Source organism: Enterobacter cloacae complex sp. P38RS (assembly GCF_014930775.1).
Lineage (GTDB): Bacteria > Pseudomonadota > Gammaproteobacteria > Enterobacterales > Enterobacteriaceae > Enterobacter > Enterobacter bugandensis.
Window position 1 is genome coordinate 99,609 of sequence record NZ_JADBRS010000007.1, and the last position, 21,037, is coordinate 120,645.

At 55.2% G+C, this 21,037-nt stretch carries 23 protein-coding genes; 15 read left to right on the top strand and 8 right to left on the bottom strand.

The window, feature by feature from the left end; genetic code table 11:
• The first annotated feature begins 11 nt into the window (after positions 1-11).
• The 6 genes from glsB (at position 12) to IM303_RS11600 (ending at position 5,731) form a co-directional block, all read left to right on the top strand.
• Positions 12-938: a glutaminase B gene (glsB, locus tag IM303_RS11575; protein WP_028013148.1), complete on the top strand. Its 927-nt coding sequence runs from the start codon at positions 12-14 to the stop codon at positions 936-938.
• On the top strand, positions 938-1,300 hold the full coding sequence (locus IM303_RS11580) for a DUF4186 domain-containing protein (RefSeq protein ID WP_192986906.1): 363 nt from the start codon (positions 938-940) through the stop codon (positions 1,298-1,300). The genes glsB and IM303_RS11580 overlap by 1 nt, the downstream gene beginning before the upstream one ends.
• A gap of 170 nt (positions 1,301-1,470) precedes the next feature.
• Complete coding sequence (locus IM303_RS11585; RefSeq protein ID WP_028013150.1) at positions 1,471-2,436, top strand: sensor domain-containing diguanylate cyclase; 966 nt, start codon at positions 1,471-1,473, stop codon at positions 2,434-2,436.
• Between the two features lie 83 nt (positions 2,437-2,519).
• Positions 2,520-3,047 (top strand): GNAT family N-acetyltransferase, encoded by a 528-nt coding sequence (locus IM303_RS11590; protein WP_193359937.1) that lies wholly within the window; start codon positions 2,520-2,522, stop codon positions 3,045-3,047.
• A gap of 116 nt (positions 3,048-3,163) precedes the next feature.
• A complete protein-coding gene (locus tag IM303_RS11595) occupies positions 3,164-4,615 on the top strand; it encodes a tagaturonate reductase (protein WP_193359938.1) in 1,452 nt (483 codons plus the stop codon).
• A gap of 201 nt (positions 4,616-4,816) precedes the next feature.
• Positions 4,817-5,731, top strand: a complete 915-nt coding sequence (locus tag IM303_RS11600; RefSeq protein WP_193359939.1) for a bestrophin family protein — start codon at positions 4,817-4,819, stop codon at positions 5,729-5,731.
• On the opposite strand, the gene IM303_RS11605 is transcribed toward IM303_RS11600, so the two are convergent.
• Positions 5,719-6,267 carry a GNAT family N-acetyltransferase gene (locus IM303_RS11605; protein ID WP_028013154.1) on the bottom strand — a complete coding sequence of 183 codons (549 nt, stop codon included), beginning with the start codon at positions 6,265-6,267 and terminating at the stop codon, positions 5,719-5,721. The two genes, IM303_RS11600 and IM303_RS11605, sit on opposite strands and share 13 nt — an antisense overlap.
• A gap of 144 nt (positions 6,268-6,411) precedes the next feature.
• On the opposite strand from IM303_RS11605, the gene IM303_RS11610 reads away from it, so the two are divergent.
• From IM303_RS11610 to IM303_RS11635, 6 genes are all read left to right on the top strand, one after another.
• Positions 6,412-6,882, top strand: coding sequence for a GNAT family N-acetyltransferase (locus tag IM303_RS11610; protein ID WP_028013155.1), 471 nt, complete (start codon positions 6,412-6,414; stop codon positions 6,880-6,882).
• Between the two features lie 12 nt (positions 6,883-6,894).
• The gene (locus IM303_RS11615) at positions 6,895-7,335 is read left to right on the top strand and encodes a GNAT family N-acetyltransferase (RefSeq protein WP_028013156.1); all 441 of its coding nucleotides are present in this window, start codon (positions 6,895-6,897) and stop codon (positions 7,333-7,335) included.
• 145 nt (positions 7,336-7,480) lie between these two features.
• The gene (locus IM303_RS11620; RefSeq protein WP_028013157.1) at positions 7,481-8,476 is read left to right on the top strand and encodes an alpha/beta fold hydrolase; all 996 of its coding nucleotides are present in this window, start codon (positions 7,481-7,483) and stop codon (positions 8,474-8,476) included.
• A gap of 44 nt (positions 8,477-8,520) precedes the next feature.
• Positions 8,521-9,261, top strand: coding sequence for a response regulator (locus tag IM303_RS11625; protein ID WP_059357547.1), 741 nt, complete (start codon positions 8,521-8,523; stop codon positions 9,259-9,261).
• The gene (locus tag IM303_RS11630) at positions 9,258-10,556 is read left to right on the top strand and encodes an ATP-binding protein (RefSeq protein ID WP_193359940.1); all 1,299 of its coding nucleotides are present in this window, start codon (positions 9,258-9,260) and stop codon (positions 10,554-10,556) included. The genes IM303_RS11625 and IM303_RS11630 overlap by 4 nt, the downstream gene beginning before the upstream one ends.
• A gap of 136 nt (positions 10,557-10,692) precedes the next feature.
• Entirely contained in the window at positions 10,693-11,883 is a 1,191-nt protein-coding gene (locus IM303_RS11635) for a cytochrome c biogenesis protein/redoxin (RefSeq protein ID WP_193359941.1), read from the top strand.
• Between the two features lie 6 nt (positions 11,884-11,889).
• On the opposite strand, the gene tam is transcribed toward IM303_RS11635, so the two are convergent.
• Positions 11,890-12,648, bottom strand: coding sequence for a trans-aconitate 2-methyltransferase (gene tam / locus IM303_RS11640; protein ID WP_048958805.1), 759 nt, complete (start codon positions 12,646-12,648; stop codon positions 11,890-11,892).
• Positions 12,649-12,731: 83 nt separating this feature from the next.
• A complete protein-coding gene (locus IM303_RS11645; protein ID WP_063154080.1) occupies positions 12,732-13,316 on the bottom strand; it encodes an NUDIX domain-containing protein in 585 nt (194 codons plus the stop codon).
• Between the two features lie 86 nt (positions 13,317-13,402).
• Between IM303_RS11645 and IM303_RS11650 the strand changes: the two genes are divergently transcribed.
• A complete protein-coding gene (locus tag IM303_RS11650) occupies positions 13,403-14,158 on the top strand; it encodes a DeoR/GlpR family DNA-binding transcription regulator (RefSeq protein ID WP_193359942.1) in 756 nt (251 codons plus the stop codon).
• A 57-nt stretch (positions 14,159-14,215) separates the two neighbouring features.
• Here the strand turns inward: IM303_RS11650 and IM303_RS11655 are convergent, their stop codons facing one another.
• Both IM303_RS11655 and IM303_RS11660 read right to left on the bottom strand, forming a co-directional pair.
• On the bottom strand, positions 14,216-14,587 hold the full coding sequence (locus IM303_RS11655; RefSeq protein ID WP_028013164.1) for a VOC family protein: 372 nt from the start codon (positions 14,585-14,587) through the stop codon (positions 14,216-14,218).
• A 99-nt stretch (positions 14,588-14,686) separates the two neighbouring features.
• Positions 14,687-15,130 carry a PACE efflux transporter gene (locus tag IM303_RS11660; RefSeq protein WP_063438008.1) on the bottom strand — a complete coding sequence of 148 codons (444 nt, stop codon included), beginning with the start codon at positions 15,128-15,130 and terminating at the stop codon, positions 14,687-14,689.
• A 382-nt stretch (positions 15,131-15,512) separates the two neighbouring features.
• Between IM303_RS11660 and IM303_RS11665 the strand changes: the two genes are divergently transcribed.
• Positions 15,513-16,550, top strand: coding sequence for an aldo/keto reductase (locus tag IM303_RS11665; protein ID WP_193359943.1), 1,038 nt, complete (start codon positions 15,513-15,515; stop codon positions 16,548-16,550).
• 141 nt (positions 16,551-16,691) lie between these two features.
• Here IM303_RS11665 and IM303_RS11670 read toward each other — a convergent pair whose 3' ends face one another.
• A complete protein-coding gene (locus tag IM303_RS11670) occupies positions 16,692-17,873 on the bottom strand; it encodes an aldo/keto reductase (RefSeq protein WP_193359944.1) in 1,182 nt (393 codons plus the stop codon).
• 46 nt (positions 17,874-17,919) lie between these two features.
• Positions 17,920-18,906, bottom strand: a complete 987-nt coding sequence (locus IM303_RS11675) for an aldo/keto reductase (RefSeq protein ID WP_192971075.1) — start codon at positions 18,904-18,906, stop codon at positions 17,920-17,922.
• Positions 18,907-19,118: 212 nt separating this feature from the next.
• Between IM303_RS11675 and IM303_RS11680 the strand changes: the two genes are divergently transcribed.
• A complete protein-coding gene (locus IM303_RS11680) occupies positions 19,119-20,027 on the top strand; it encodes a LysR family transcriptional regulator (protein ID WP_136343365.1) in 909 nt (302 codons plus the stop codon).
• Positions 20,028-20,108: 81 nt separating this feature from the next.
• Here the strand turns inward: IM303_RS11680 and IM303_RS11685 are convergent, their stop codons facing one another.
• The gene (locus tag IM303_RS11685; protein ID WP_193359945.1) at positions 20,109-21,014 is read right to left on the bottom strand and encodes a LysR family transcriptional regulator; all 906 of its coding nucleotides are present in this window, start codon (positions 21,012-21,014) and stop codon (positions 20,109-20,111) included.
• Positions 21,015-21,037 lie beyond the last annotated feature (23 nt).

Here is a 21,037-nt window from a genome sequence, read left to right on the forward strand (position 1 = left end):
AGGAGCAAAGAGTGGCTGCGGTCATCCATAATGAGATGCTGGACGAGATTCTGGCGCAGGTTCGTCCGTTATTGGGAAAGGGGAAGGTGGCCGACTACATTCCGGCCCTTGCCTCGGTGAGCGGGAATAAGCTGGGCATCGCTATCTGTACCATAGACGGACAGCGATATCAGGCAGGCGATGCCACTGAACGCTTTTCAATTCAGTCTATTTCTAAAGTGCTGAGTCTGGTCGCGGCGATGCGCCAGTATGAGGAAGAAGAGATCTGGCAGCGCGTGGGAAAAGATCCGTCCGGCCAGCCCTTTAACTCACTGCTTCAGCTCGAAATCGAGCAGGGTAAACCGCGTAACCCCTTTATCAACGCCGGGGCGCTGGTGGTCTGCGATATGCTGCAAAGCCGCCTCAGCGCACCGCGTCAGCGAATGCTTGAGATTGTTCGTCAGCTTTCTGGCGTGGACGACATTGCCTATGATTCAGTGGTGGCGCGCTCGGAGTTTGAACACTCGGCCCGCAACGCGGCTATCGCCTGGCTGATGAAATCCTTCGGCAATTTCCACAATGACGTGGCGACCGTGCTGCAAAACTACTTCCATTACTGCGCCCTGAAGATGAACTGCGTTGAGCTGGCCCAGACGTTTCTGTTCCTTGCGCACCAGGGGCACGCGCCGCATCTCGATCAGGAGGTGGTTTCCCCGCTTCAGGCGCGTCAGGTTAACGCCCTGATGGCTACCAGCGGCATGTATCAGAACGCCGGAGAGTTTGCCTGGCGGGTTGGCCTTCCGGCCAAATCGGGCGTTGGCGGCGGGGTGGTGGCGATTGTGCCGCATGAAATGGCGATTGCCGTCTGGAGCCCGGAGCTGGATGAAACGGGAAATTCACTTGCCGGCGTGGCGGTTCTGGAGAAGCTGACCCAGCGCCTGGGACGTTCTGTATACTGATGTCTGACCTGGATCGCCTCTTTTCCCGCCTGGCGCGATCGACGTTTCGCTCGCGCTTCCGCTTAGGCAATAAGGAACGACAGTACTGCTGGGACAAAGGCCCCGAAACCATTGACCAGCATGCCGCCGATTTTGTCGCTAAACGCCTTGCACCCGCGCAACCCGTAAACGACGGCAAGCAGACGCCCATGCGTGGCCACCCGGTGTTTATCGCCCAGCATGCCACCGCGACCTGCTGCCGGGGCTGTCTGGCAAAATGGCATAACATTCCCCAGGGCGTGCAGCTGAGCGCGCAGCAGCAACATTATATCGTCAGCGTGATCCACCGCTGGCTGGTGATACAGATGAACGCCCAAAAATGATATTTAATGCGTTCTGCGCTTACCGCCTGCAGCCTCGTACCCGGCTGGCGGACGAGCAAATCGTCATAACGCATTGACGTGAAATGGATAGCGGCTTAACAGGACGTCGAACGCTGACAATGTCTCGGTTTAAGCTACGCTTTGAGTAACGCTTTACGTCAGGAGACATTATGAAAGCACCTGCAACACCTGAAAATGAAATTGACAGACTTAACGCGCTGCGCGAATCGGGTCTGCTTGAGATTGACAGTTCCCCGGCGTTTGACCGCTTAACGCGTCTGGCAAAACGCTTTTTCCAGGTACCGCTGGCCATGGTCAACCTTATTGATGAGCATACGCTGATCGTTAAGTCGGCGGATGGGCAGGCCCCCGACTCCGTTCCGCGCAACATCTCTTTTTGTGGCCATACCATCCTCACCGAAGCACCGCTGATCGTCGGGGATATGCTTCAGGACGATCGTTTTGCGGATAACCCGCTGGTGGCCGGCGAACCTCGCGTGCGGTTTTACGCAGGCTTTCCGCTTCGCTTACGCAACGGTGCAAGCGTTGGCTCGCTTTGCCTGATTGACTACGCACCGCGGGAGTTCTCAGCGACCGATCTCGCCGTGCTGGGGGATTTGGGCGCGCTGGCTGAAGATGAGTTTGCGGCAATCAGCGCGGCGACCACGGATGAATTGACCGGATTATTCAACCGACGGGGCTTTAACCAGCTCGTGCGGTTCACGCTCTCCATCGCCCGACGCCGGGCCGAGCCGTTAACGCTCGGCTGGCTGGATCTGGATCGTTTCAAGGAGATTAACGATCGCTACGGGCACGAAGAGGGAGATAAGGCGTTAAAGACCATGGCGCAGCTGATGCGCGCCTCTTTCCGCGAAGCGGATATGCTGGTTCGTTTTGGTGGCGATGAGTTTGCCGTGCTGTTTGCTGATACGGATGAGAAGGGCGCGTGGATTGCCATGCAGTATCTCGCCGAGCAGGTCGAAAACTACAATGCACGCAAGCTACATCCGTGGTCGCTTCTGTTCTCCTGGGGGCTGAGCGAATTCGATCACAACGGCAACGACCTGCAGCAGTGGCTCAAAGATGCCGATGAAAAAATGTATGCCATGAAGCAGCAGCGGCAGCGGGCCAGATGACATAACAAAAGCGTATGACCGTTCCGTTTGCGTTAATGAAATGTTAAATGCAAAGTGAGGGTATTCATCCTAAGGACAAAAAAATGAATACCTCACTGCAAATCAAAAACCTCACCCGCGACGACATTCTCACCTATCTTGATGCGCTGGCCGGGATCCTCGAAAACTGCGTAAACGGCGGCGCATCCGTCAGCTTTATGCTGCCCTTTAACCTGGAGAAGGCCCGTTCATTCTGGCTCGGCATAGCTGACAGCGTAGGGCGCAACGAGCGCGTGGTGCTGGCCAGTATTGATCCGCAGGAGGGTGTCATCGGCACGGTGCAACTGATTACCGACCAGCCGGAAAACCAGCCGCACCGTGCGGACGTGGCAAAGCTGCTGGTTCATGAAAAAGCGCGTCGAAAAGGGGCCGCAATGGCGCTGATGGAAGCGCTGGAAGCTGAGGCCTGGGCCAGAAACATTTCGGTTCTGGTGCTCGATACCTCCACCGGCAGCGGCGCCGAAACCTTCTACCAGCGTGCCGGCTGGCAAAAGGTCGGTGAGATCCCGCGCTACGCCCTGATGCCTGACGGCGCTATGACGGCCACGTCGGTGTTCTATAAATTCTTATAATTTTTTCACAACCACGCCGGGGATTGATCGAAACAGGGTTTCTGGTCGTAAAGTTTTGATAAGTTATCGTACCAATCTTATCAGGCTGTATGACTAATCATAAAAGGAACCCTCTTGTGAACACGCTCAACCGTCGTGATTTTCCCGGTGCGCAGTATCCCGAACGCATTATTCAGTTTGGCGAAGGCAATTTCCTGCGTGCGTTTGTCGACTGGCAAATTGACCTTTTGAATGAACATACCGATCTCAACGCCGGTGTGGTTATCGTTCGTCCTATTCAGAGCGACTTCCCGCCGTCGCTGAACACGCAGGATGGGTTGTACACCACCATCATTCGTGGCCTGAATGAGCAGGACGAAGAGGTGAGTGAAGCCCGACTTATCCGCTCTGTTAACCGTGAAATCAGTGTCTACGACGATTACGACGCCTTTCTGAAACTGGCACACAGTCCGGATATGCGCTTTGTTTTCTCGAACACCACCGAAGCCGGAATCAGCTATCACGCGGGTGATAAGTTCGACGATGCGCCTGCCGTCAGCTACCCGGCGAAGCTAACGCGCCTGCTGTTTGAGCGCTTTAGCCACTTTAACGGCGCGCCTGACAAGGGGTGGGTAATCATTCCGTGTGAACTGATTGACTACAACGGTGACGCATTGCGTGAACTTGTGTTGCGCTATGCCCAGGAGTGGGCGCTGCCTGCCGCATTTATCCAGTGGCTGAACGAGGCAAACCACTTCTGCTCAACGCTGGTTGACCGTATCGTAACCGGTTACCCGCGCGATGAAGTGGACACGCTTGAGGCCGAGCTGGGTTATCACGATGGGTTCTTGGACACGGCTGAACACTTTTATCTGTTTGTCATTCAGGGGCCAGCCTCGCTGGCTGGTGAACTGCGCCTGGATAAGTACCCGTTAAACGTGCTGATTGTCGACGACATCAAGCCCTATAAAGAGCGTAAAGTCGCCATTCTAAACGGTGCGCACACGGCGCTGGTACCGGTGGCCTATCAGGCCGGGCTGGATACGGTTGGCGAGGCGATGAATGATGAAGACGTATGCGCTTTCGTCGAAAAAGCAATTTATGAGGAAATTATTCCGGTTCTCGATTTGCCCCGCGATGAACTGGAGTCGTTCGCCAGCGCGGTAACAGGGCGTTTTCGAAATCCCTACATCAGACACCAGCTGCTTTCCATCGCGCTCAACGGCATGACCAAGTATCGCACGCGTATTCTTCCGCAGCTGCTGGCAGGGCAGAAGGCTTCAGGTCAACTGCCAGCGCGTCTGACGTTTGCGTTAGCGGCACTGATCGCATTTTATCGCGCGGAGCGTAACGGAGAGAACTATCCGGTGCAGGATGATGCGTTCTGGCTGGAACGTTATCAACAGCTATGGGCGCAGCATCGCGATAATCAGCTCGCTACCCGCGAACTGGTGCACGCCGTGCTGAGCGTAGAAGCGCACTGGGAGCAGGACCTGACGAAGGTGGACGGTCTGGTTGATCAGGTGACGCGGGATCTTGATGCCATTCTGCTGAAGGGCATGCGCGCAGCGGTGAAGCCGCTTTGCTAATTACGTGACCCGGCTTCGGCCGGGTTTAAACAGGCATTATTTTAGTTACAACATACTATTTACCCTGTTTTTTAAAATCAAATGCAGCACCGTGCGGTTTTCATTCTTCAGGTGAGAGATTGCAATGTTCCGTTAACATGCTTGCAACCGTGATGGGGATCACGTTTAATAGCCACGCTCTTTTCTTGCCTGAAACTCACTATGATTGTTCGTCCTAAACAGCACTGGCTACAACTGATTTTTGTCTGGCACGGTTCGGTACTCCCCAAAATCTATACCCGACTGCTGCTCAACTTCCTGCTTTCTATCGCCGTTATCCTGATGCTGCCGTGGTATACCTCGCTGGGCATAAAATTTACCGTGGCGCCATTTAGCATTCTCGGCGTGGCGATCGCAATCTTTCTTGGTTTCAGAAACAACGCCTGCTATTCACGCTACGTTGAGGCTCGCCAACTGTGGGGGCAACTGATGATAGCGGCACGCTCGTTGTTTCGCGAGGTAAAAAACACCTTGCTGGACGATAAGCACCTGGGAGAATTTGTCCGCCTGCAGATCGCCTTTGCCAACTGCCTGCGCATGACCCTGCGCCGGGAAATGAACGCTGACCAGCTCTCTCGCTATCTTGCCCCGGACGTTTTAGCTCAGGTAATGGGCGCCAACTCGCCGGCGAACCGTATTTTGCTGGTCATGGGGGAGTGGCTGGCCGTGCGGCGACGTAACGGGCAGCTTTCGGACATCCTGTTCCACAGCCTTAACAACCGCCTGAACGATATGTCCATCGTCCTTTCCGGCTGTGAACGGATTGCGACAACGCCAGTGCCGTTTGCCTATACGCTGATTTTGCACCGCACGGTGTATCTGTTCTGCATCATGCTGCCGTTCGCGCTGGTTGTGGATCTGCACTACATGACGCCGTTTGTCTCGGCGCTGATCTCATACACCTTTATCTCGCTGGACACCCTGGCGGAAGAGCTGGAAGACCCGTTTGGCACAGAAGATAACGACCTTCCGCTGGACGCCATCTGCAACATGATGGAACGCGATCTGCTGCAGATGAACGATGAAGAGAACATTCCGGAAAGGCTGATGCCGGATAAGCACTATCAGCTGACCTGATGGGCGTTCCACTCGTCGCGGGTGATCTCCCACAGTTCGGAGTCCAATATCCCGCTGACGTAGGCTTTCTTTTCTGTTCTGATGAGCCGCATGCCGCTGCTGTCTGAAATACGACGGGAGCGGCTGTTCGCGGCGGCCTTCGGCGCCCGCAAAACGGGTTTGTTGAGCGTATTAAACCAGTAATCCGTCGCGGCAATGCTGGCCTCACGCATATATCCCTGTCCCTGAAACTCCGGCGCCAGCCAGAATCCGCGGTTATTATCATCAACATCGTACAGACAGATAATCCCCATCAACGCATCCGGCACCTCACGACGGCGGATGCTCCAGATCCAGGCTATCCCTTTTGCCATATCCGGCAGCGCGACGTTATTCACATAGTTTTCCGCGCCATTATCCGGGTAGGGCCAGGGCACGGAAGAGACCAAATAGCGGACAATCTCCCAGCGCGGATACAGCTTTTGAATCTGAACCGCATCTTCGGCGACCAGCGGTTTCAGCAGGAGACGTTCTGTCGTGAGGGTCGGTATTGTCATCTGCGGATCTCCTTATTTAAGCGTTATGTTTTTGTTTGCGTTCTGGTATTTTCATCTCTATCACATTCTGGTGAGGCGTGCTGTGGTTATTCACTACCAAAACTGGGCAACGTCTCTTTCATGGCGAAATATCGAAGAGGTGATATGACGTTACGAACTGCTCATCCACAGGAAGCCGAAATACTCTGGAATATACGCAATCAGGCGATTCGTCACGGCTGCAAAACCAGCTACGACGCTGACGTGATTGCACGCTGGACGCCGGATCTTATGCCCGAGCATTACCGTCAAATGGTCATTGATTACCCTTTTTACGTGGTGGAAGACGAGAAGGGCGTCATTGCGGCTACCGGCTATCTGGATCTCGATACCCATTACCTGGAGGCCATATTCACCTTGCCTTCAGCCACCGGAAAAGGCATGGCGACCCGAATTATCGAGGCGCTTACACACGAGGCGCGCAGCCGGGGGATAACCCGCCTGAGGCTGGATGCAACGCCTAACGCCCACTCCTTTTATCAGAAGCTGGGGTTTGTGACGTTGCGCGAAAACTATCATCACTCGCGTATGGCGGGGGCTGATTTACGCTGTTTTGAAATGGCAATCGACTTGTAATGTGAGGAACGCATGGCTGTCACGGTAAGACCTCTACGCGAAGACGACTATCCCCAGTGGCGACCGCTGTGGGATGGCTATACCCATTTTTATGATTGCTACCTCGAGGAGTCCGTTACCGCATCGACATGGGAAAGGGCGCTCTCAGCGCATTCACCGATGTTCTGTCGGGTGGTAGAGAAAGACGCAAAGGTCATCGGTTTCGCAATGTGTGTTCTGCACGAAGGAACCTGGTCAACCGCGCCCATCTGCTACCTGGAAGATCTGTTTGTTGATGCAGCCGAGCGCGGCGCGGGAGCGGGTAAGGCGTTGATTGATGCCTTGATAGCGGAAGGCAAGCGCGAAGGGTGGTCAAAGCTCTACTGGGTTACCCGGGAGAACAATCCGGCACGTAAACTCTACGATCGATACGGTGACGCTGACGATTACGTCCGCTATCGTCTCTCCCTTTAAGGCAAAAATGCCTGTGTTTGTATCACACTGTATCCGTGTTCCAGATACATACACAGGCTTGCAATAAACGCGTTTCCGCACATATCCGCTATACATTGAACTGTTGTTATATCCCCGTGAATTGTACTCAACCGGAGATACCAACATGTTCAGCAAACTCGCTTATTCAACGCTTGCTCTCACCGTTTCCCTTGGCACCGTCATGTCATGTCAGGCCGAAGTCACCGGCACTAACTTAGCGGCGGCTTTCGATCGTCCACAGCAAATTAACGCCGGCGATCTTAACGTCGGGTATGTCGACATTGGTCCTAAAGACGGCCAACCGGTCATTCTGTTACACGGCTGGCCCTACGATATTCACAGCTACGCTGAAGTCGCGCCTGCGCTGGCGGCAAAAGGCTACCGCGTGATTGTGCCTTCTCTGCGCGGCTACGGTACTACGCGCTTCCTGTCGGCAAAAACGCTGCGCAACGGCCAGCCTTCCGCGATGGCGAAAGATATCGTGAACCTGATGGACGCCCTGAATATCAAGCAGGCGGTGTTTGCAGGCTATGACTGGGGTGCCCGTACGGCCGATATCGTTGCGGCGCTGTGGCCAGAGCGCGTTAAGTCGCTCGTTTCGGTAAGCGGTTATCTCATCAGCAGCCAGCAGATTGGTAAACAGCCGTTGCCGCCAAAAGCGGAGCAGCAGTGGTGGTATCAGTTCTATTTCGCCACCGAGCGCGGCGCTGAAGGCTATGCCAAAAACACGCATGACTTCGCTCGTTTGATCTGGTCTCAGGCCTCACCTGACTGGAAATTTAGCGACGCTGTCTTTAACGCCAGCGCCAAATCCCTTGATAATCCGGATCACGTTGCGGTAACGCTCAGCAACTATCGCTGGCGCTTAGGGCTGGAAAAAGGCGAGCGCAAATACGACGCCTACGAGCAAAAACTGGCCACGCTGCCGAATATCACCGTTCCGACGATCACCATCGAAGGTGGAAACAACGGGGCGCCGCATCCGGCACCGCAGGCCTACGCGGGTAAATTCACCGGTAAGTATGAACACCGTACCTTCGGCGCAACCGTGGGGCACAATCCGCCTCAGGAAGATCCGCAGGATTTCGTCAAGGCAGTTGTTGACGCTGACAAACTCTGAAATGTGCTATTTTCAGTACGTTACCCTTCGGTCTGGAGATTTCGGTGGAGCATATTGATCATATCCTTGTCGTCGATGACGACAGGGATATTCGTGAACTGATTATCGACTATCTCGTTAAGTCCGGTTATCGCGCCTCTGGCGCGGCAAACGGCAAAGAGATGCGCGTCGTGCTGGAGAAGCAGCATATCGACCTGGTGGTGCTGGACGTTATGATGCCCGGCGACGACGGGCTTACGCTGTGCCGGCAATTACGCGTCGGGAAATATAAAGATCTGCCCATCCTGATGCTGACGGCGCGCAACGAGGAGACGGACAGGATCCTGGGTCTGGAGATGGGAGCCGACGATTACGTCGTAAAGCCTTTCGTCGCGCGAGAATTGCTGGCGCGTATCAAAGCGATTTTACGCCGTTTTCGCACGATGCCGCCCAATTTACAGGTGACGGAAGCAGGGCGGCTGGTGACGTTCGGCGAATGGCAGCTCGATACCGTTGCCCGCCACCTGATCGACCCGGAAGGGGTGATTGTGGCGCTCAGCGGGGCGGAGTATCGCCTGCTGCGCGTTTTCCTTGACCACCCGCAGAGGGTGCTGACCCGCGATCAGCTGCTCAACCTGACGCAGGGGCGTGACGCCGAGCTTTTTGAACGCTCAATCGACCTGCTGGTTAGCCGGGTTCGCCAGCGTCTGAATGAAGATGCCCGTACGCCCGCGTATATTAAAACCGTGCGCAGCGAGGGCTATGTGTTTACCATGCCGGTCACCATCAAAGAGGCTAACGAATGACGCTCTGGCCACGCTCGCTGCTGGCCCGCTTGCTGATCGTCGTGCTGCCCGGCCTGTTGCTCGCCAATGCCCTGAGCCTGACGCTGGTCATGATAGAGCGAATGCACAGCGCCCGAACGGTGATGCTCGGTAATCTGGAATACGATGTTGCGACCAGCGTGGCTATTTTAGACCGCTTACCCGCCAGCGAGCGCGCGGCCTGGTTGCCGCGCCTTGAACGGGGTAACTATCGCTATATTCTGGGGCCGGGAGCTCCTGGCAACGCGCCGACGGATAAGCGTTCCCGGGACGCCATCCGAACCTTAAAAGCGACGCTTGCGGAACAGTACCCGCTCAGCTTCACCGCCGTTCCCGGCGCCATTTCACATATCCAGGCGCATCTCACGCTACATGATGGCGCGCCGCTGACCATTGACCTGATCCCTCGGATGCCGCCGGTCGCCAGCTGGCTGCCCGTTGTTCTTATTCTGCAGTTGCTCGTGCTGGCTGCCTGCTCCTGGATCGCCGTACGCCAGGTGATACGGCCTTTTTCACAGTTTACCCGCGCGGTAGACTCCCTGGACCCGGCTGCCAATTCGCCAATGACGGAAAAGGGGCCGATCGAGGTGCAGCGGGCAGCACATGCCTTCAACGCGATGCAGGCGCGCATTCAGTCCTATCTCAGGGAGCGGGCGCAGATCCTGGCATCCATATCGCACGATCTCCAGACGCCCATTACCCGCATGAAGCTTCGTGTTGAAATGGCGGATCAGCCTGACCTGCGCGACAAGCTCTTAAACGACCTTGATAACATGTCGCGTCTGGTGCGGGAGGGTATTGCATATGCCCGGTCATCAGAATCACTGGAAGAGACCTCGCTGAAGCTGGAGCTGAACGCCTGGATAAACAGCATCGCCTGCGATTATCAGGACATCGGTAAAAACGTGCAGTTTCAGGCAGGCGAAAACCGTTTGCCCATCGTCACGCGTCCACAGGCGCTGCGCCGGGTGATGACCAACCTGCTGGATAACGCCCTGAAATTTGGCGACTACGCCACCATTAGCATTGATGACTCGGCCGCCGGAGAGGTGGTGATTCACATCATGGACGGCGGGCCTGGGATACCGGATGCCGAGCTGGAGGCGGTATTACAGCCGTTTTATCGGGTAGAAACATCACGCAACCGCGACACCGGCGGGACAGGACTCGGCCTGGCGATCGCAGCGCAGCTCACCGCTCAGCTGGACGGAAAGCTAAAGCTGGAGAACCGCGCAGAGGGCGGGCTGGACGTTTCGATTACTCTCCCGCGCCTTTAATTGTACGGTTCTGTATCTCCCCGCGTGGCCGATACAGAGCCAGACAAAAACCCACGCTTTTACACATATCCTGAACACATCCGCACGATGAAATAGCCTCACTGCAGCGTCGCAGGACTTGTATTGTGAGGTGTCTATGTTTCTGATAATTGCTTTCCTGGGCGGGATGATAAGCTTGCTCAGTCCATGTACGCTCCCGGTAATTCCTCTCCTGTTCGCCGGTTTTCAGGGGCAGCGGCGACATATTCTGGCGCTGCTCGCGGGGATGATCGTCATGTTCACCCTGGTGGCGATGGTCGTCACCGTCGCCAGCGAGTGGATAGCAGAGGCAACTATCGTCGGGCGCTGGATCGCGCTTATCGTCCTGGCCACGGCCGCGCTGGCCTTAATTTTTCCGGCCTTTGCCCAGCGTATCGCCGGGCCGGCAGTCAGCGCGGGAAATGTCCTCAACACCCGAAGCGGGCAAACGCGTGGTATGGCATCGGCTTTTCTGGCCGGGCTTGCCGTCGGGCTGCTCTGGTCTCCCTGCGCGGGACCGATTCTGGGCGCCATTTTCAGCATCAATATTGCCGGACACTCGGCCATTGCCACAGGAGCCTTGCTGGCCGCCTATGGTAGCGGCTGCGCGCTGATGCTGGGCCTGCTCGTTTTCGGAGGCCGCACGCTGATGGCGCCGCTGAGAGCAAGGTCGGCGCTGATGGAAAAGTTACGTAAGGGGGCAGGCGTGGTGATGTTAGCGGCCGTTGTCTTTAACGCAACGGGGATGACGTCTGTTCTGCAAGGCGCAAACGGCGTCGCGGATCGTCTTGAAACCGCGCTGCTGAATCTGGCAAAGCCCGCCGCGCAACCGGCGAAGCTTCAACCGGTCGTCATGACCGAGCCCAGCAGCCAGCTGCCTTCATTAAGCGGTGGAACAGGGTGGGTAAATGGTGACCCTGTCACGTCTGAATCGTTGCGCGGGAGGGTGGTTCTGATCGATTTCTGGACCTGGGACTGCATTAACTGCCAGCATACGCTTCCGCACGTGCGCGACTGGGCAACAAAATACCAGTCTCAGGGCCTGGTCGTCATAGGGGTACACACGCCTGAATACTCCTGGGAGAAACCGATCGCCTCGGTGAAAAACGCGGTAAATAAATGGCAACTGCCGTACCGGGTTGTGACGGACAACAACTATCAGATCTGGAACGCTTTTGGCAACCAGTACTGGCCCGCGCACTACTATTTCGATGCTAAAGGTCAGCTACGCTATACCTCGTTTGGCGAAGGGAATTATGAGCAGCAGGAAAAGATTATCCAGCAGCTGCTCAAAGAGGCCCGTTCATAGCGCCGTTCAGGGCTGACGCTGGGCAACCATAAACAGTCGAGGAAAAGCCAGCAGTATCTGCCCGTTTTCCTGGAGCGGATACTGCTCTTCCAGCAGTTCATGGTAGCGTTTCAGGAAACGTTGCTGCTCGCTCTCGTTCAGTTCCTGGAGCCACGGGCGCAAACCGGTCGCGCTGACCCAGTCAATAATGGCCTGGTGCGAACTCATTTTATGGAAATAGGTTGTCCGCCAGATATCCACATCGCAGCCGGCCTCCGACAGGATATCATAATAGGCATGCACGCCAGGCAGCGGCTCGCGCCCACGGTCCGGGTAGCCTTGCTCCAGAGCCACTTCACGCATCGCCACATGCGTGGGCTCAAGCCAGTTGTCCGGCATCTGGATCGCCAGCACGCCATTGAGCGCGAGCAGTGACGCCAAGTGCGGCAGGAGATCGTAATGGTCAGGTATCCATTGTAGGGATGCGTTCGCATAGATGAGGTTCAACGGCTGGCCAGGCCTGAACTGGCGGATATCGGCCTCAACGAACTGACAGTCGGGCAGTGCCTTGCGCGCCTCTTCCAGCATAGCCGGTGAGTTATCGACGCCGACAATCTGCGCTTTTGGCCAGCGATGCTGCAACAGCGCGGTGCTGTTTCCCGGTCCGCAGCCCAAATCGGCAATGGTGGCAACGTCACTCAGGGGAATTCTGGCAAGCAGCTCGGCGGCAGGGCGCGTTCGTTCAGCGCCGTATTGCAGATAAAGCGAGGGGTTCCAGTCGGCCATCTTCAGATCTCCGTTTTGCGTGTTTCAGCAAGGATAGCACAGGCCGACACCTGCACCGGGACAGGCGTCGGGCGAGCGGCAGGTTACAGAATGCCTTTCAGTGCAATATGGTAGAGCAGCATGATGGTTTTTCCGTCGACGATTTTGCCCGTATCAATTCCCCGCAATGCCTCTTCAAAGGGCATTTCCAGCACGTCGATATCTTCTCCCTCCGCTTTGATACCGCCGCCTGCGCTGGTTTTGTCCTTCGGCTGATACTCGGCAATATAGAAATAGAGTTTCTCCGTGACGGAGCCTGGGCTCATGTAGGCTTCAAAGATTTTCTGCACGCTCGACACGTTAAACCCGGTCTCTTCTTCCGCCTCTGCTCTAATGCGGCTTTCCGGATCCATGTTATCAAGCAGGCCGGCCGCCGCCTCAATCAGATTGTCCTCATGGCCATTAATAAAGACCGGGAAGCGGAACTGGCGGGTCAGAATCACCGTTTTTTGGTCACGGTTGTAGAGCAGGATCGTAGCGCCGTTCCCCCGGTCATAAACTTCACGCGTTTGCCGCTGCCATTCGCCATCGCGTCTTTGTAGGTCAAAGGTATATTTTTTAAGTAAGTACCAGTTATCTGACAGGGTTTCACTGTCAATGATGCGCACATCTGCACGTTTTGATTGCACGTTTCGTCCTCCTTACGTAGAGTAACTATCAATACCAGCACTATCGTGCATTTTCAAGATTAAACATGCAACGTCAGGAATACATCATGCTCACCAGTCAGCGAAAACAGTTGATCCTTGAAAAGCTCGGTGCCGAAGGTCAAGTCCAGTCAAAAGCGCTTAGCGTTCTCTTCGACGTCTCTGAAGACACCATCCGACGCGATTTGCGCGAGCTGGCGGCAGAAGGGCGTTTACAGCGGGTTCACGGCGGCGCGCTGCCGTCGTCTTCCGCTACTGTGCCTTTCGCGGAACGACAGTCCGTTAAAATGGATGCCAAAAGAAAGGTGGCGCAGAAGGGGGCGCAGCTTATTTCTTCGGGCCAGGTGGTGATCGTTGACGGTGGAACGACCACTTCAGAATTGCTCGCTTTTTTACCGCAAGACCTGCGTATTACCGTGGTGACGCACAGTCCGAGCATTGCCCTGGGGCTTGTTAATCATCCTTCCATCGAGGTGATTCTCATCGGCGGCCGTTTGTATAAACACTCGATTGTCGCCGTCGGCGCGGCGGCCATCGAAGGTATCGAAAACATTCATGCGGATCTGTTCTTTATGGGCGTGACCGGTATCCATCCGGAAGCAGGGCTGACGACCGGAGATTTCGAAGAGGCGTGCATCAAACGTGCATTTTCCGGCAGAGCCGCCGAGACGGTTGTCCTGGCGTCGCCGGAAAAAATAAATACGGCGTCATCATTTGTTATTGGCGATGTGGCGCTGGCGAATACGATTGTCGTCGAAGGCGATACCGACCGCGACTGGGTCAATGCGGTATCGGAAAAAGGGGTATCGGTCGTATTGGCCTGAGCGTGAGCCAGCCAGAAAACTGGCTGGCGCGGGTACTCGCAAGCGAGTGAAATTAAGTTATCTTTCTTCGGGGGCATGGCATACCGCTTCGATATTATGACCATCAGGCGCAATGACAAATGCGGCATAGTAATTTTTACCGTAGGAGCGTAATCCCGGTGCGCCATTGTCGCGTCCGCCTGCGCGCAGCGCGGCATGGTAAAAGTCATCAACCTGCTGGCGTGTCGTGGCCACAAAGGCCAGATGAAGCGGAGCGGGTTTATCATTCGACTGAAAAAGGCAAAGAGAAACATCGCCGGAACTCATTTCGACGCCATAGTCAGGAGAGCCTTCATCGACGAGTTCGACACCGAGCGGTTGAAGCGACATGAGGAAGAAGGTTTTACTTTTCTCATAATCGCTGACGCCGAATTTTACATGATCAAACATTATGGACTCCTCAAAAGTGATGGTGAAATGAGAAGTATAGAAAGAGAGTGGAGTCCAACACGATCAAGGGGTTGCGAATGTGACCGATATCAATACTCGCTACACAGCAGACCGTTTACTCCCTACGAATGTCCAACGCAGATAATCATAGAGCCAGTTAAAAAGCATCGTGTATGGCAGGAAAAACAGTACAAGGCCAATCTCAACAAAAAATGCCTCCGCGATCGTCAAATTCAGCATGAACATGGCCACAGGGATTAAGGAGATGATAAGGCCCGTTTCAAACCCAACTGCATGGATGGCGCGAACGAGAAACGTTCGTTGAAACTGATGTTTTTTCTGAAGGGAGTCAAAGAACTTATTGAAGACAAAATTCCAGACCGTTGCGGTAAGTGCAGATATCACCGACAACGAACCCGACTGGAGTACCGAAACGTTCATCAGCCACGCAAGAGACAGAGCGATGATAACGTTGGCCGTCACTTCAAAAATGACAGCGTGGAAAATCCTTTCTTTGAAGCTTTTATTGAGTTCGATTTCCATAAGTCTACAGCAGCGGTGGTCAAAGCCAGGAGTATATCAAACGTCTTTTAACATTGGATAAACGTAGAAGTTGGGATTTCACAAGCTATCAATGACCAGGGGCAATCACGACCGTAGAAAGGCAGATTTTGACTGGCATTACGTTGGTGCGCATAATGTATATTATGTTAAATAAGAATGTTGCTGTGCCTCGGGAGGTATCCCTCCTCAGTCTTGAGGATTCACCGTTGGCCACGCAGTTTGTATGTAAAACCCACTGACGATTACGCCTATCTGTGAAAAAAACTCACAACACCATTCGATGGCGCATGCTGGTTCCCTTCATGTCAGTGCAATACCCTGTCACATACAGAATTGCTGGCAATAAAAGAAGGAACACAGAATGGAGTATGTGAATCTGGGTCGTAGCGGTTTGAAAGTCTCCCGTCTTTGTCTCGGTTGTATGAGCTATGGTGAACCTGAACGCTTGCCTCAACCCTGGTCCCTGGATGAAAAGGCGTCACGTCCGCTCATTCGTCAGGCGCTTGAAGCGGGCATTAATTTTTTTGATACCGCGAATATCTACTCGGGCGGAAGTTCTGAAGAGATCACTGGAAAAGCGCTGAGAGAAATGGCCAGACGCGATGAGATCGTTGTGGCGACAAAGACCTTCTTTCCGTGGCGCAACTCACCCAATACCGGGTTTCTTTCCCGCAAGGCCATTTTTCAGTCTATTGACGATAGCCTGATGCGCTTAGGCATGGATTACGTGGATCTCTTTCAGATTCACCGCTTTGACCACTCCACGCCTGTTGAAGAGACCATGGAGGCTCTGAATGACCTCGTTAAATCAGGAAAAGTACGTTACATCGGCGCATCATCTATGGAAGCCTGGCGCTTTGCAAAAATGCAGCATACGGCAGAGCGTAACGGCTGGACCCGATTTATTTCGATGCAACCGCAATACAACCTGCTTTACCGGGAAGAAGAGCGCGAAATGCTGCCCCTGTGTGAAGACCAGGGCGTTGGTGTGATCCCCTGGAGTCCGATGGCACGCGGCAGGCTCACGCGCGACTGGAGTGTCACGTCCCGACGAACGCAAAACGATGCCTTTGCGTTAAAAATGTATGAGAACGCAGCCCTTCTGGATAAGCCCGTTATTGATGTTGTTGCCAGCATTGCTGAAAAGCACCATGTGCCAAGAGCCCATGTTGCAATTGCCTGGTTGCTATCAAAAACGGTCATCACAGCACCGATCATCGGCGCGACGAAACCAGAACATCTTTCCACGGCTATCAGCGCGCTGGACTTTTCATTTAGCGATGCCGAAATCATGGAACTCGAGGCTCGCTATCTGCCGCACCCCGTCGACGGGATCATTCCCCCGCTTCCGGATATGCCACCTTCACTCACGCCGCCTTCAGCAATACAGGACTGTTAATGCCCTACCCTGGCCCGGCGTTGGTTCGGTTCCGCTGTTGGTGACAATGAACAACTCTTGATGTCCGGGTCGGATCGCCAGACAGGGAGACTTTACCTACAGTCTCCCTGTGACAGTAAGTATAAAGGTGGCCATCACCGTTTAACTTTTATCAAACTGACTTTCGGTAAACGGATCTGCGCGACCACCCTGCAATGGGATCCTGGCAAGCGCTGCATCGATTTCGCGTAACTCGCTGTCCGTCAACCGGACTTGCGGTGCACCGCTATTTTCTATCAGGTGCGGATATTGCGTCGTACCCGGGATGGGGACAATCCATGGCCGTTGTGCCATCACCCATGCCAGCGCGAACTGAACCGGAGTGGTGTTTTTGCGGCGGGCCCACGACTGCGCAAATTCAAGCAGTACCATGTTTTTGGCCAGGGCATCGGGCTGGAAGCGTGGCAGGTTATGCCGCCGATCTGTGCTGTCGAACCGCTGATCTGGATTGACTGCCCCGGCAAGGAAACTCCGGGCGGTCGGGCAGTAAGGTACAAAGCCGATACCCAGCTCTTCGAGCGTTGGAAATATCCGCGTCTCCGGTTCACGCCACCACATGGCATACTCACTCTGTACTGCAGTCACAGGGAGTACCGCATGTGCGCGGCGGATTGTCCTGGCACTCGCTTCCGACAATCCCCAGTGTTTCACTTTACCCTCTTGGATCAACGCCTTCACGGTTTCCGCCACATCCTCGATCGGCACATTCGGATCGGGGCGATGTTGATAAAGAAGATCGATGTGGTCCGTTTTCAGACGCTTTAGCGAGCCCTCTACGGCGCGGCGGATATGGTCAGGATGGCTGTTGAGGGAGGTTGGCTTCCCCTCCTCCACGCCGAAACCGAACTTAGTGGCAATCACCACACGATCGCGAACGGGGGCCAGTGCTTCCCCGACAAATTCTTCACTGAGATGGGGACCATACACCTCGGCAGTATCAAAGAACGTAATGCCTTGTTCGAAGGCGGCCCGGATGAGCGAAACCATGGCTTTGCGATCGCGCGGACCACCGCCGTAATACCCCACCATGGGCAGACACCCCAGTCCCATGCTGGAAACCTCCAGCGAGCCGAGTTTACGCGTGGTTAAGGTCTCCTTCTGGACGGGAACAGCATCCGAAGGGGCGTTCGACGAGTCCTGACCAGCCGGGTTCGCCATCACTGCACCGCTCCTGCTAAGGGTGGTAGCGGCCAACGCCAAACCGGCTCCGGCGATCAGAAAATTGCGACGATCCCGGGAAGCGGGTACGGAAGCAGAATGCTGGTCATGCATCATGTTGCTCATAAACTGGAACTCCCTATAGCGAAGAAAGGATTCATTAATTTGGTCATTACCAGGCATAAGCCTGGGGCGCTTCTCCCCCGGGTCCGGGCCAGATTTCGTCGAGACAGCTCATGGTGTCGTCTGATAGCGTGATTGTCGTTGCGTGAAGCGCCTGCTGGAGTTGTTCGACCGTACGAGGCCCGATAAGTGGAGCAGTAACGACAGGATTCTGCAGGAGCCAGGCAAGCGCCACATCGGAAGGGGTTTCGCCGAGGTCCTCACATAATCCTTCGTAGGCTTCCAGCTGCGGACGATACTGTTCGATTAGACGGGCAAACGCGGGCCTTGCACGGCGCCCGCTGGCCATCTTTTTCAGTACGCCGCCAAGCAACCCTCCGGCAAGTGGGCTCCAGGGAATCAGTCCCAGGCCAAAATGACGGCATGCGGGAATGACCTCCAGCTCAACGGTTCTGGCAGTCAAATTGTAGAGACTTTGCTCAGCAACCAGGCCCAGGGAATGACGGGCCGTGGCAACTGACTGCGCAGTCGCAATGTCCCAGCCTGCGAAATTGCTGCTACCGATATAAAGCACTTTTCCCTGCTGAACAAGGAGTTCCATGGCCTGCCAGACCTCTTCCCATGGTGTATAACGATCGATGTGATGCATCTGATAGACGTCAATATGGTCGGTCTTAAGCCGTCGCAAACTGTCCTCGCAGGCCTTGCGAATATGGTAAGCAGAAAGACGGCGATCGTTCGGACCCGGTCCCATAGGCTGATAGGCTTTCGTCGCCAGAACGATACGGTCACGGCGGCCACCCTGCTGGAGCCAGCGACCAATAATCTCTTCAGACAGCCCCGAACCTTGCTGGATATCGGGTGATTGCTCGGTGCCATACACGTCTGCTGTATCAATGAAATTGATACCCGCCTCAAGCGCTTCATCCAGAATGCGGGCGCTGGTTTTCTCGTCGGTAACATCACCAAAATTCATGGTTCCGAGACAAAGGCGGCTGACTTTCAGGCCGGTGCGGCCAAGATGCGTATAGTTCATACACGGCTCCGTTAGGTGAATGTTCCGCCCTGACTGACGGCCAGAGCGCATAATTTTCAAGAATAACGAAGCACAATGTGTTCAGTGAGAGGCGATGAGTGGATGGACTTGTGAAAAAAATTCAGCAACGGATTAGCCCTGGTCGGTCTATGGTGTATATCATTTCCGTATCAACGCATTCGGTCCTTAACGCATAAGGAAAACGATTCTGTATGCAAATAAGCAGAGCTGATGTCGCCGATCTCATTTATTTCATGGCTATTGCACGTCATCGCAGTTTCAGCCGTGCGGCGATTGAATTAGGTGTCAGTGCATCAGCGCTTAGTCATGCCCTGAAGGGACTGGAAACCCGGCTCGGGGTTCGCCTGCTTAATCGCACGACCAAGAGCGTTACCCCTACGGCTGCAGGTGAAGAACTGGTTCAGTCTGTCCTTCAGCCTTTCGACAAGATAGAAGGCGCGCTTGAATCGCTTAACCGGTATCGTAATACGCCTACCGGGCGTATCCGCATCAATGCAGCCGTTGAAGCGGCCAATCTTTTGCTTGCGCCGGTTATGCCTGCGTTTATGGATCGCTATCCCGATATTGAAATCGATATTGTGGCCAGCAACCGTATGGTTGACGTCACTGATGCGGGATTCGATGCCGGTATCCGCTATGGTGGCACCGTCCCGGAAGACATGGTTGCCCGGCGTTTATCTGCCGATATTCGCTGGGTTATCGCCGCATCCCCTGACTACCTTGAACGTTACGGAACGCCTGAACATCCGGATGATTTGTTACGCCATCGCTGTATAAGCAATCGTCTCGGCGACGATCGGATCTATCGCTGGGAACTTGAGCGAGACGGCGAAACGTACCAAATCACTGTGCCTGGCTCAGTGACGGTCAACCAGGCTGAAACGGGTCTTGTGGCCGTATTAGGCGGGGCCGGCCTGATGTATTTTCCGGAGCCTCTTGTTGCACCCTATGTGAAGGATGGACGGCTCCGCCTGGTGCTTACGGAATGGTCCCCGCTGGAGGAAGGTTTTTATATCTATTATTCAAGCCGCCGGCAACTGCCGACCGGGCTTCGCCTTCTGATTGAGTTCATACAGGAGGCCAGGCCACTGGGGTTGTGAAATAGCGCTTCCATACGGGACAATAGGATGCGGTATCGACGCGCTTCATTCTCTCCGTGCCGAAAAAAGTGGCCTGAGCCGTCAGCGTACAGCGCGGCACACCTCCAGCACCTTTTCCCTGAGCCAGCGATGCGCCGGGTCCTTTTCCATGCGCGGATGCCACATCTGTGACACCGTAATACTCCGGGTTTTAAACGGCAGTTCAAAGACGTGCACGCGCTCGGTCATCGGCTGATTGAGCAGATAGAGCGCCGGCACCATGGCAACGAGATCGGAGACCAGCGCCACCGATAACGCCGTCGGGAACCCTGGCACCACGCTGGCAATTTTGCGCTTCATCCCGCGTTCCGCCAGCGCCTCATCGACAAATCCGTGTAACGAGCCGTCGGGCGAGGCCACTACGTGCCCCCAGGCGACATAATCCTCCAGGCTGACTGACGACAGCGAGGCCAGCGGATGCCCCTGGCGCACCGCGCCAACAAACCGGTCCTGAAAGAGCCGTTGCAGACGAATTTCAGGACCCATATTGCTCTGCACGCCGATCTCCAGGTCAACCAGCCCCTCACGCAGATAGCGCGACGTTTTCTCAGGTTTCGGCGAAAAGCGAATGCAGACGTCGGGCGCCACCGCCGCCACTGCGGCAATGAGCAGTGGCCCAAACGCCACCACAAAGCCGTCGTTGGCTCGGATGGTGAACAGGCGCTCCATACGCTCAACATTCAGCGTTTCCGTGGAGGGTTGCAGTACCGCCCTTGCCTCATGCACTGCGCTTCTGGTCCGGTCCCGGGTGGCTTCGGCCCAGGGCGTCAGCACCATCTGCCGACCAGCCCGCACCAGGATAGGATCGCCTGTCACCTCCCGCAGCCTGCTCAGGGTGCGGCTCATGGCGGAGGTGCTCAGGTTTAAGCGCCGCGCCGCGCCAGCCACGCTGGCTTCGGCCAGCAGAACGTCGAGCGCAACCAGAAGGTTAAAGTCAGGATCGGACACGATGGCTCCTCAGATAAGGCGTT

Coding starts and splice junctions, on each gene's coding strand:
- IM303_RS11580 (WP_192986906.1), top strand. CDS start 938: ATGTCTGACCTGGATCGCCTCTTTTCCCGCCTGGCGCGATCGACGTTT.
- IM303_RS11585 (WP_028013150.1), top strand. CDS start 1,471: ATGAAAGCACCTGCAACACCTGAAAATGAAATTGACAGACTTAACGCG.
- IM303_RS11590 (WP_193359937.1), top strand. CDS start 2,520: ATGAATACCTCACTGCAAATCAAAAACCTCACCCGCGACGACATTCTC.
- IM303_RS11600 (WP_193359939.1), top strand. CDS start 4,817: ATGATTGTTCGTCCTAAACAGCACTGGCTACAACTGATTTTTGTCTGG.
- IM303_RS11605 (WP_028013154.1), bottom strand. CDS start 6,267: ATGACAATACCGACCCTCACGACAGAACGTCTCCTGCTGAAACCGCTG.
- IM303_RS11610 (WP_028013155.1), top strand. CDS start 6,412: ATGACGTTACGAACTGCTCATCCACAGGAAGCCGAAATACTCTGGAAT.
- IM303_RS11615 (WP_028013156.1), top strand. CDS start 6,895: ATGGCTGTCACGGTAAGACCTCTACGCGAAGACGACTATCCCCAGTGG.
- IM303_RS11620 (WP_028013157.1), top strand. CDS start 7,481: ATGTTCAGCAAACTCGCTTATTCAACGCTTGCTCTCACCGTTTCCCTT.
- IM303_RS11630 (WP_193359940.1), top strand. CDS start 9,258: ATGACGCTCTGGCCACGCTCGCTGCTGGCCCGCTTGCTGATCGTCGTG.
- IM303_RS11635 (WP_193359941.1), top strand. CDS start 10,693: ATGTTTCTGATAATTGCTTTCCTGGGCGGGATGATAAGCTTGCTCAGT.
- tam (WP_048958805.1), bottom strand. CDS start 12,648: ATGGCCGACTGGAACCCCTCGCTTTATCTGCAATACGGCGCTGAACGA.
- IM303_RS11650 (WP_193359942.1), top strand. CDS start 13,403: ATGCTCACCAGTCAGCGAAAACAGTTGATCCTTGAAAAGCTCGGTGCC.
- IM303_RS11655 (WP_028013164.1), bottom strand. CDS start 14,587: ATGTTTGATCATGTAAAATTCGGCGTCAGCGATTATGAGAAAAGTAAA.
- IM303_RS11660 (WP_063438008.1), bottom strand. CDS start 15,130: ATGGAAATCGAACTCAATAAAAGCTTCAAAGAAAGGATTTTCCACGCT.
- IM303_RS11665 (WP_193359943.1), top strand. CDS start 15,513: ATGGAGTATGTGAATCTGGGTCGTAGCGGTTTGAAAGTCTCCCGTCTT.
- IM303_RS11670 (WP_193359944.1), bottom strand. CDS start 17,873: ATGAGCAACATGATGCATGACCAGCATTCTGCTTCCGTACCCGCTTCC.
- IM303_RS11675 (WP_192971075.1), bottom strand. CDS start 18,906: ATGAACTATACGCATCTTGGCCGCACCGGCCTGAAAGTCAGCCGCCTT.
- IM303_RS11680 (WP_136343365.1), top strand. CDS start 19,119: ATGCAAATAAGCAGAGCTGATGTCGCCGATCTCATTTATTTCATGGCT.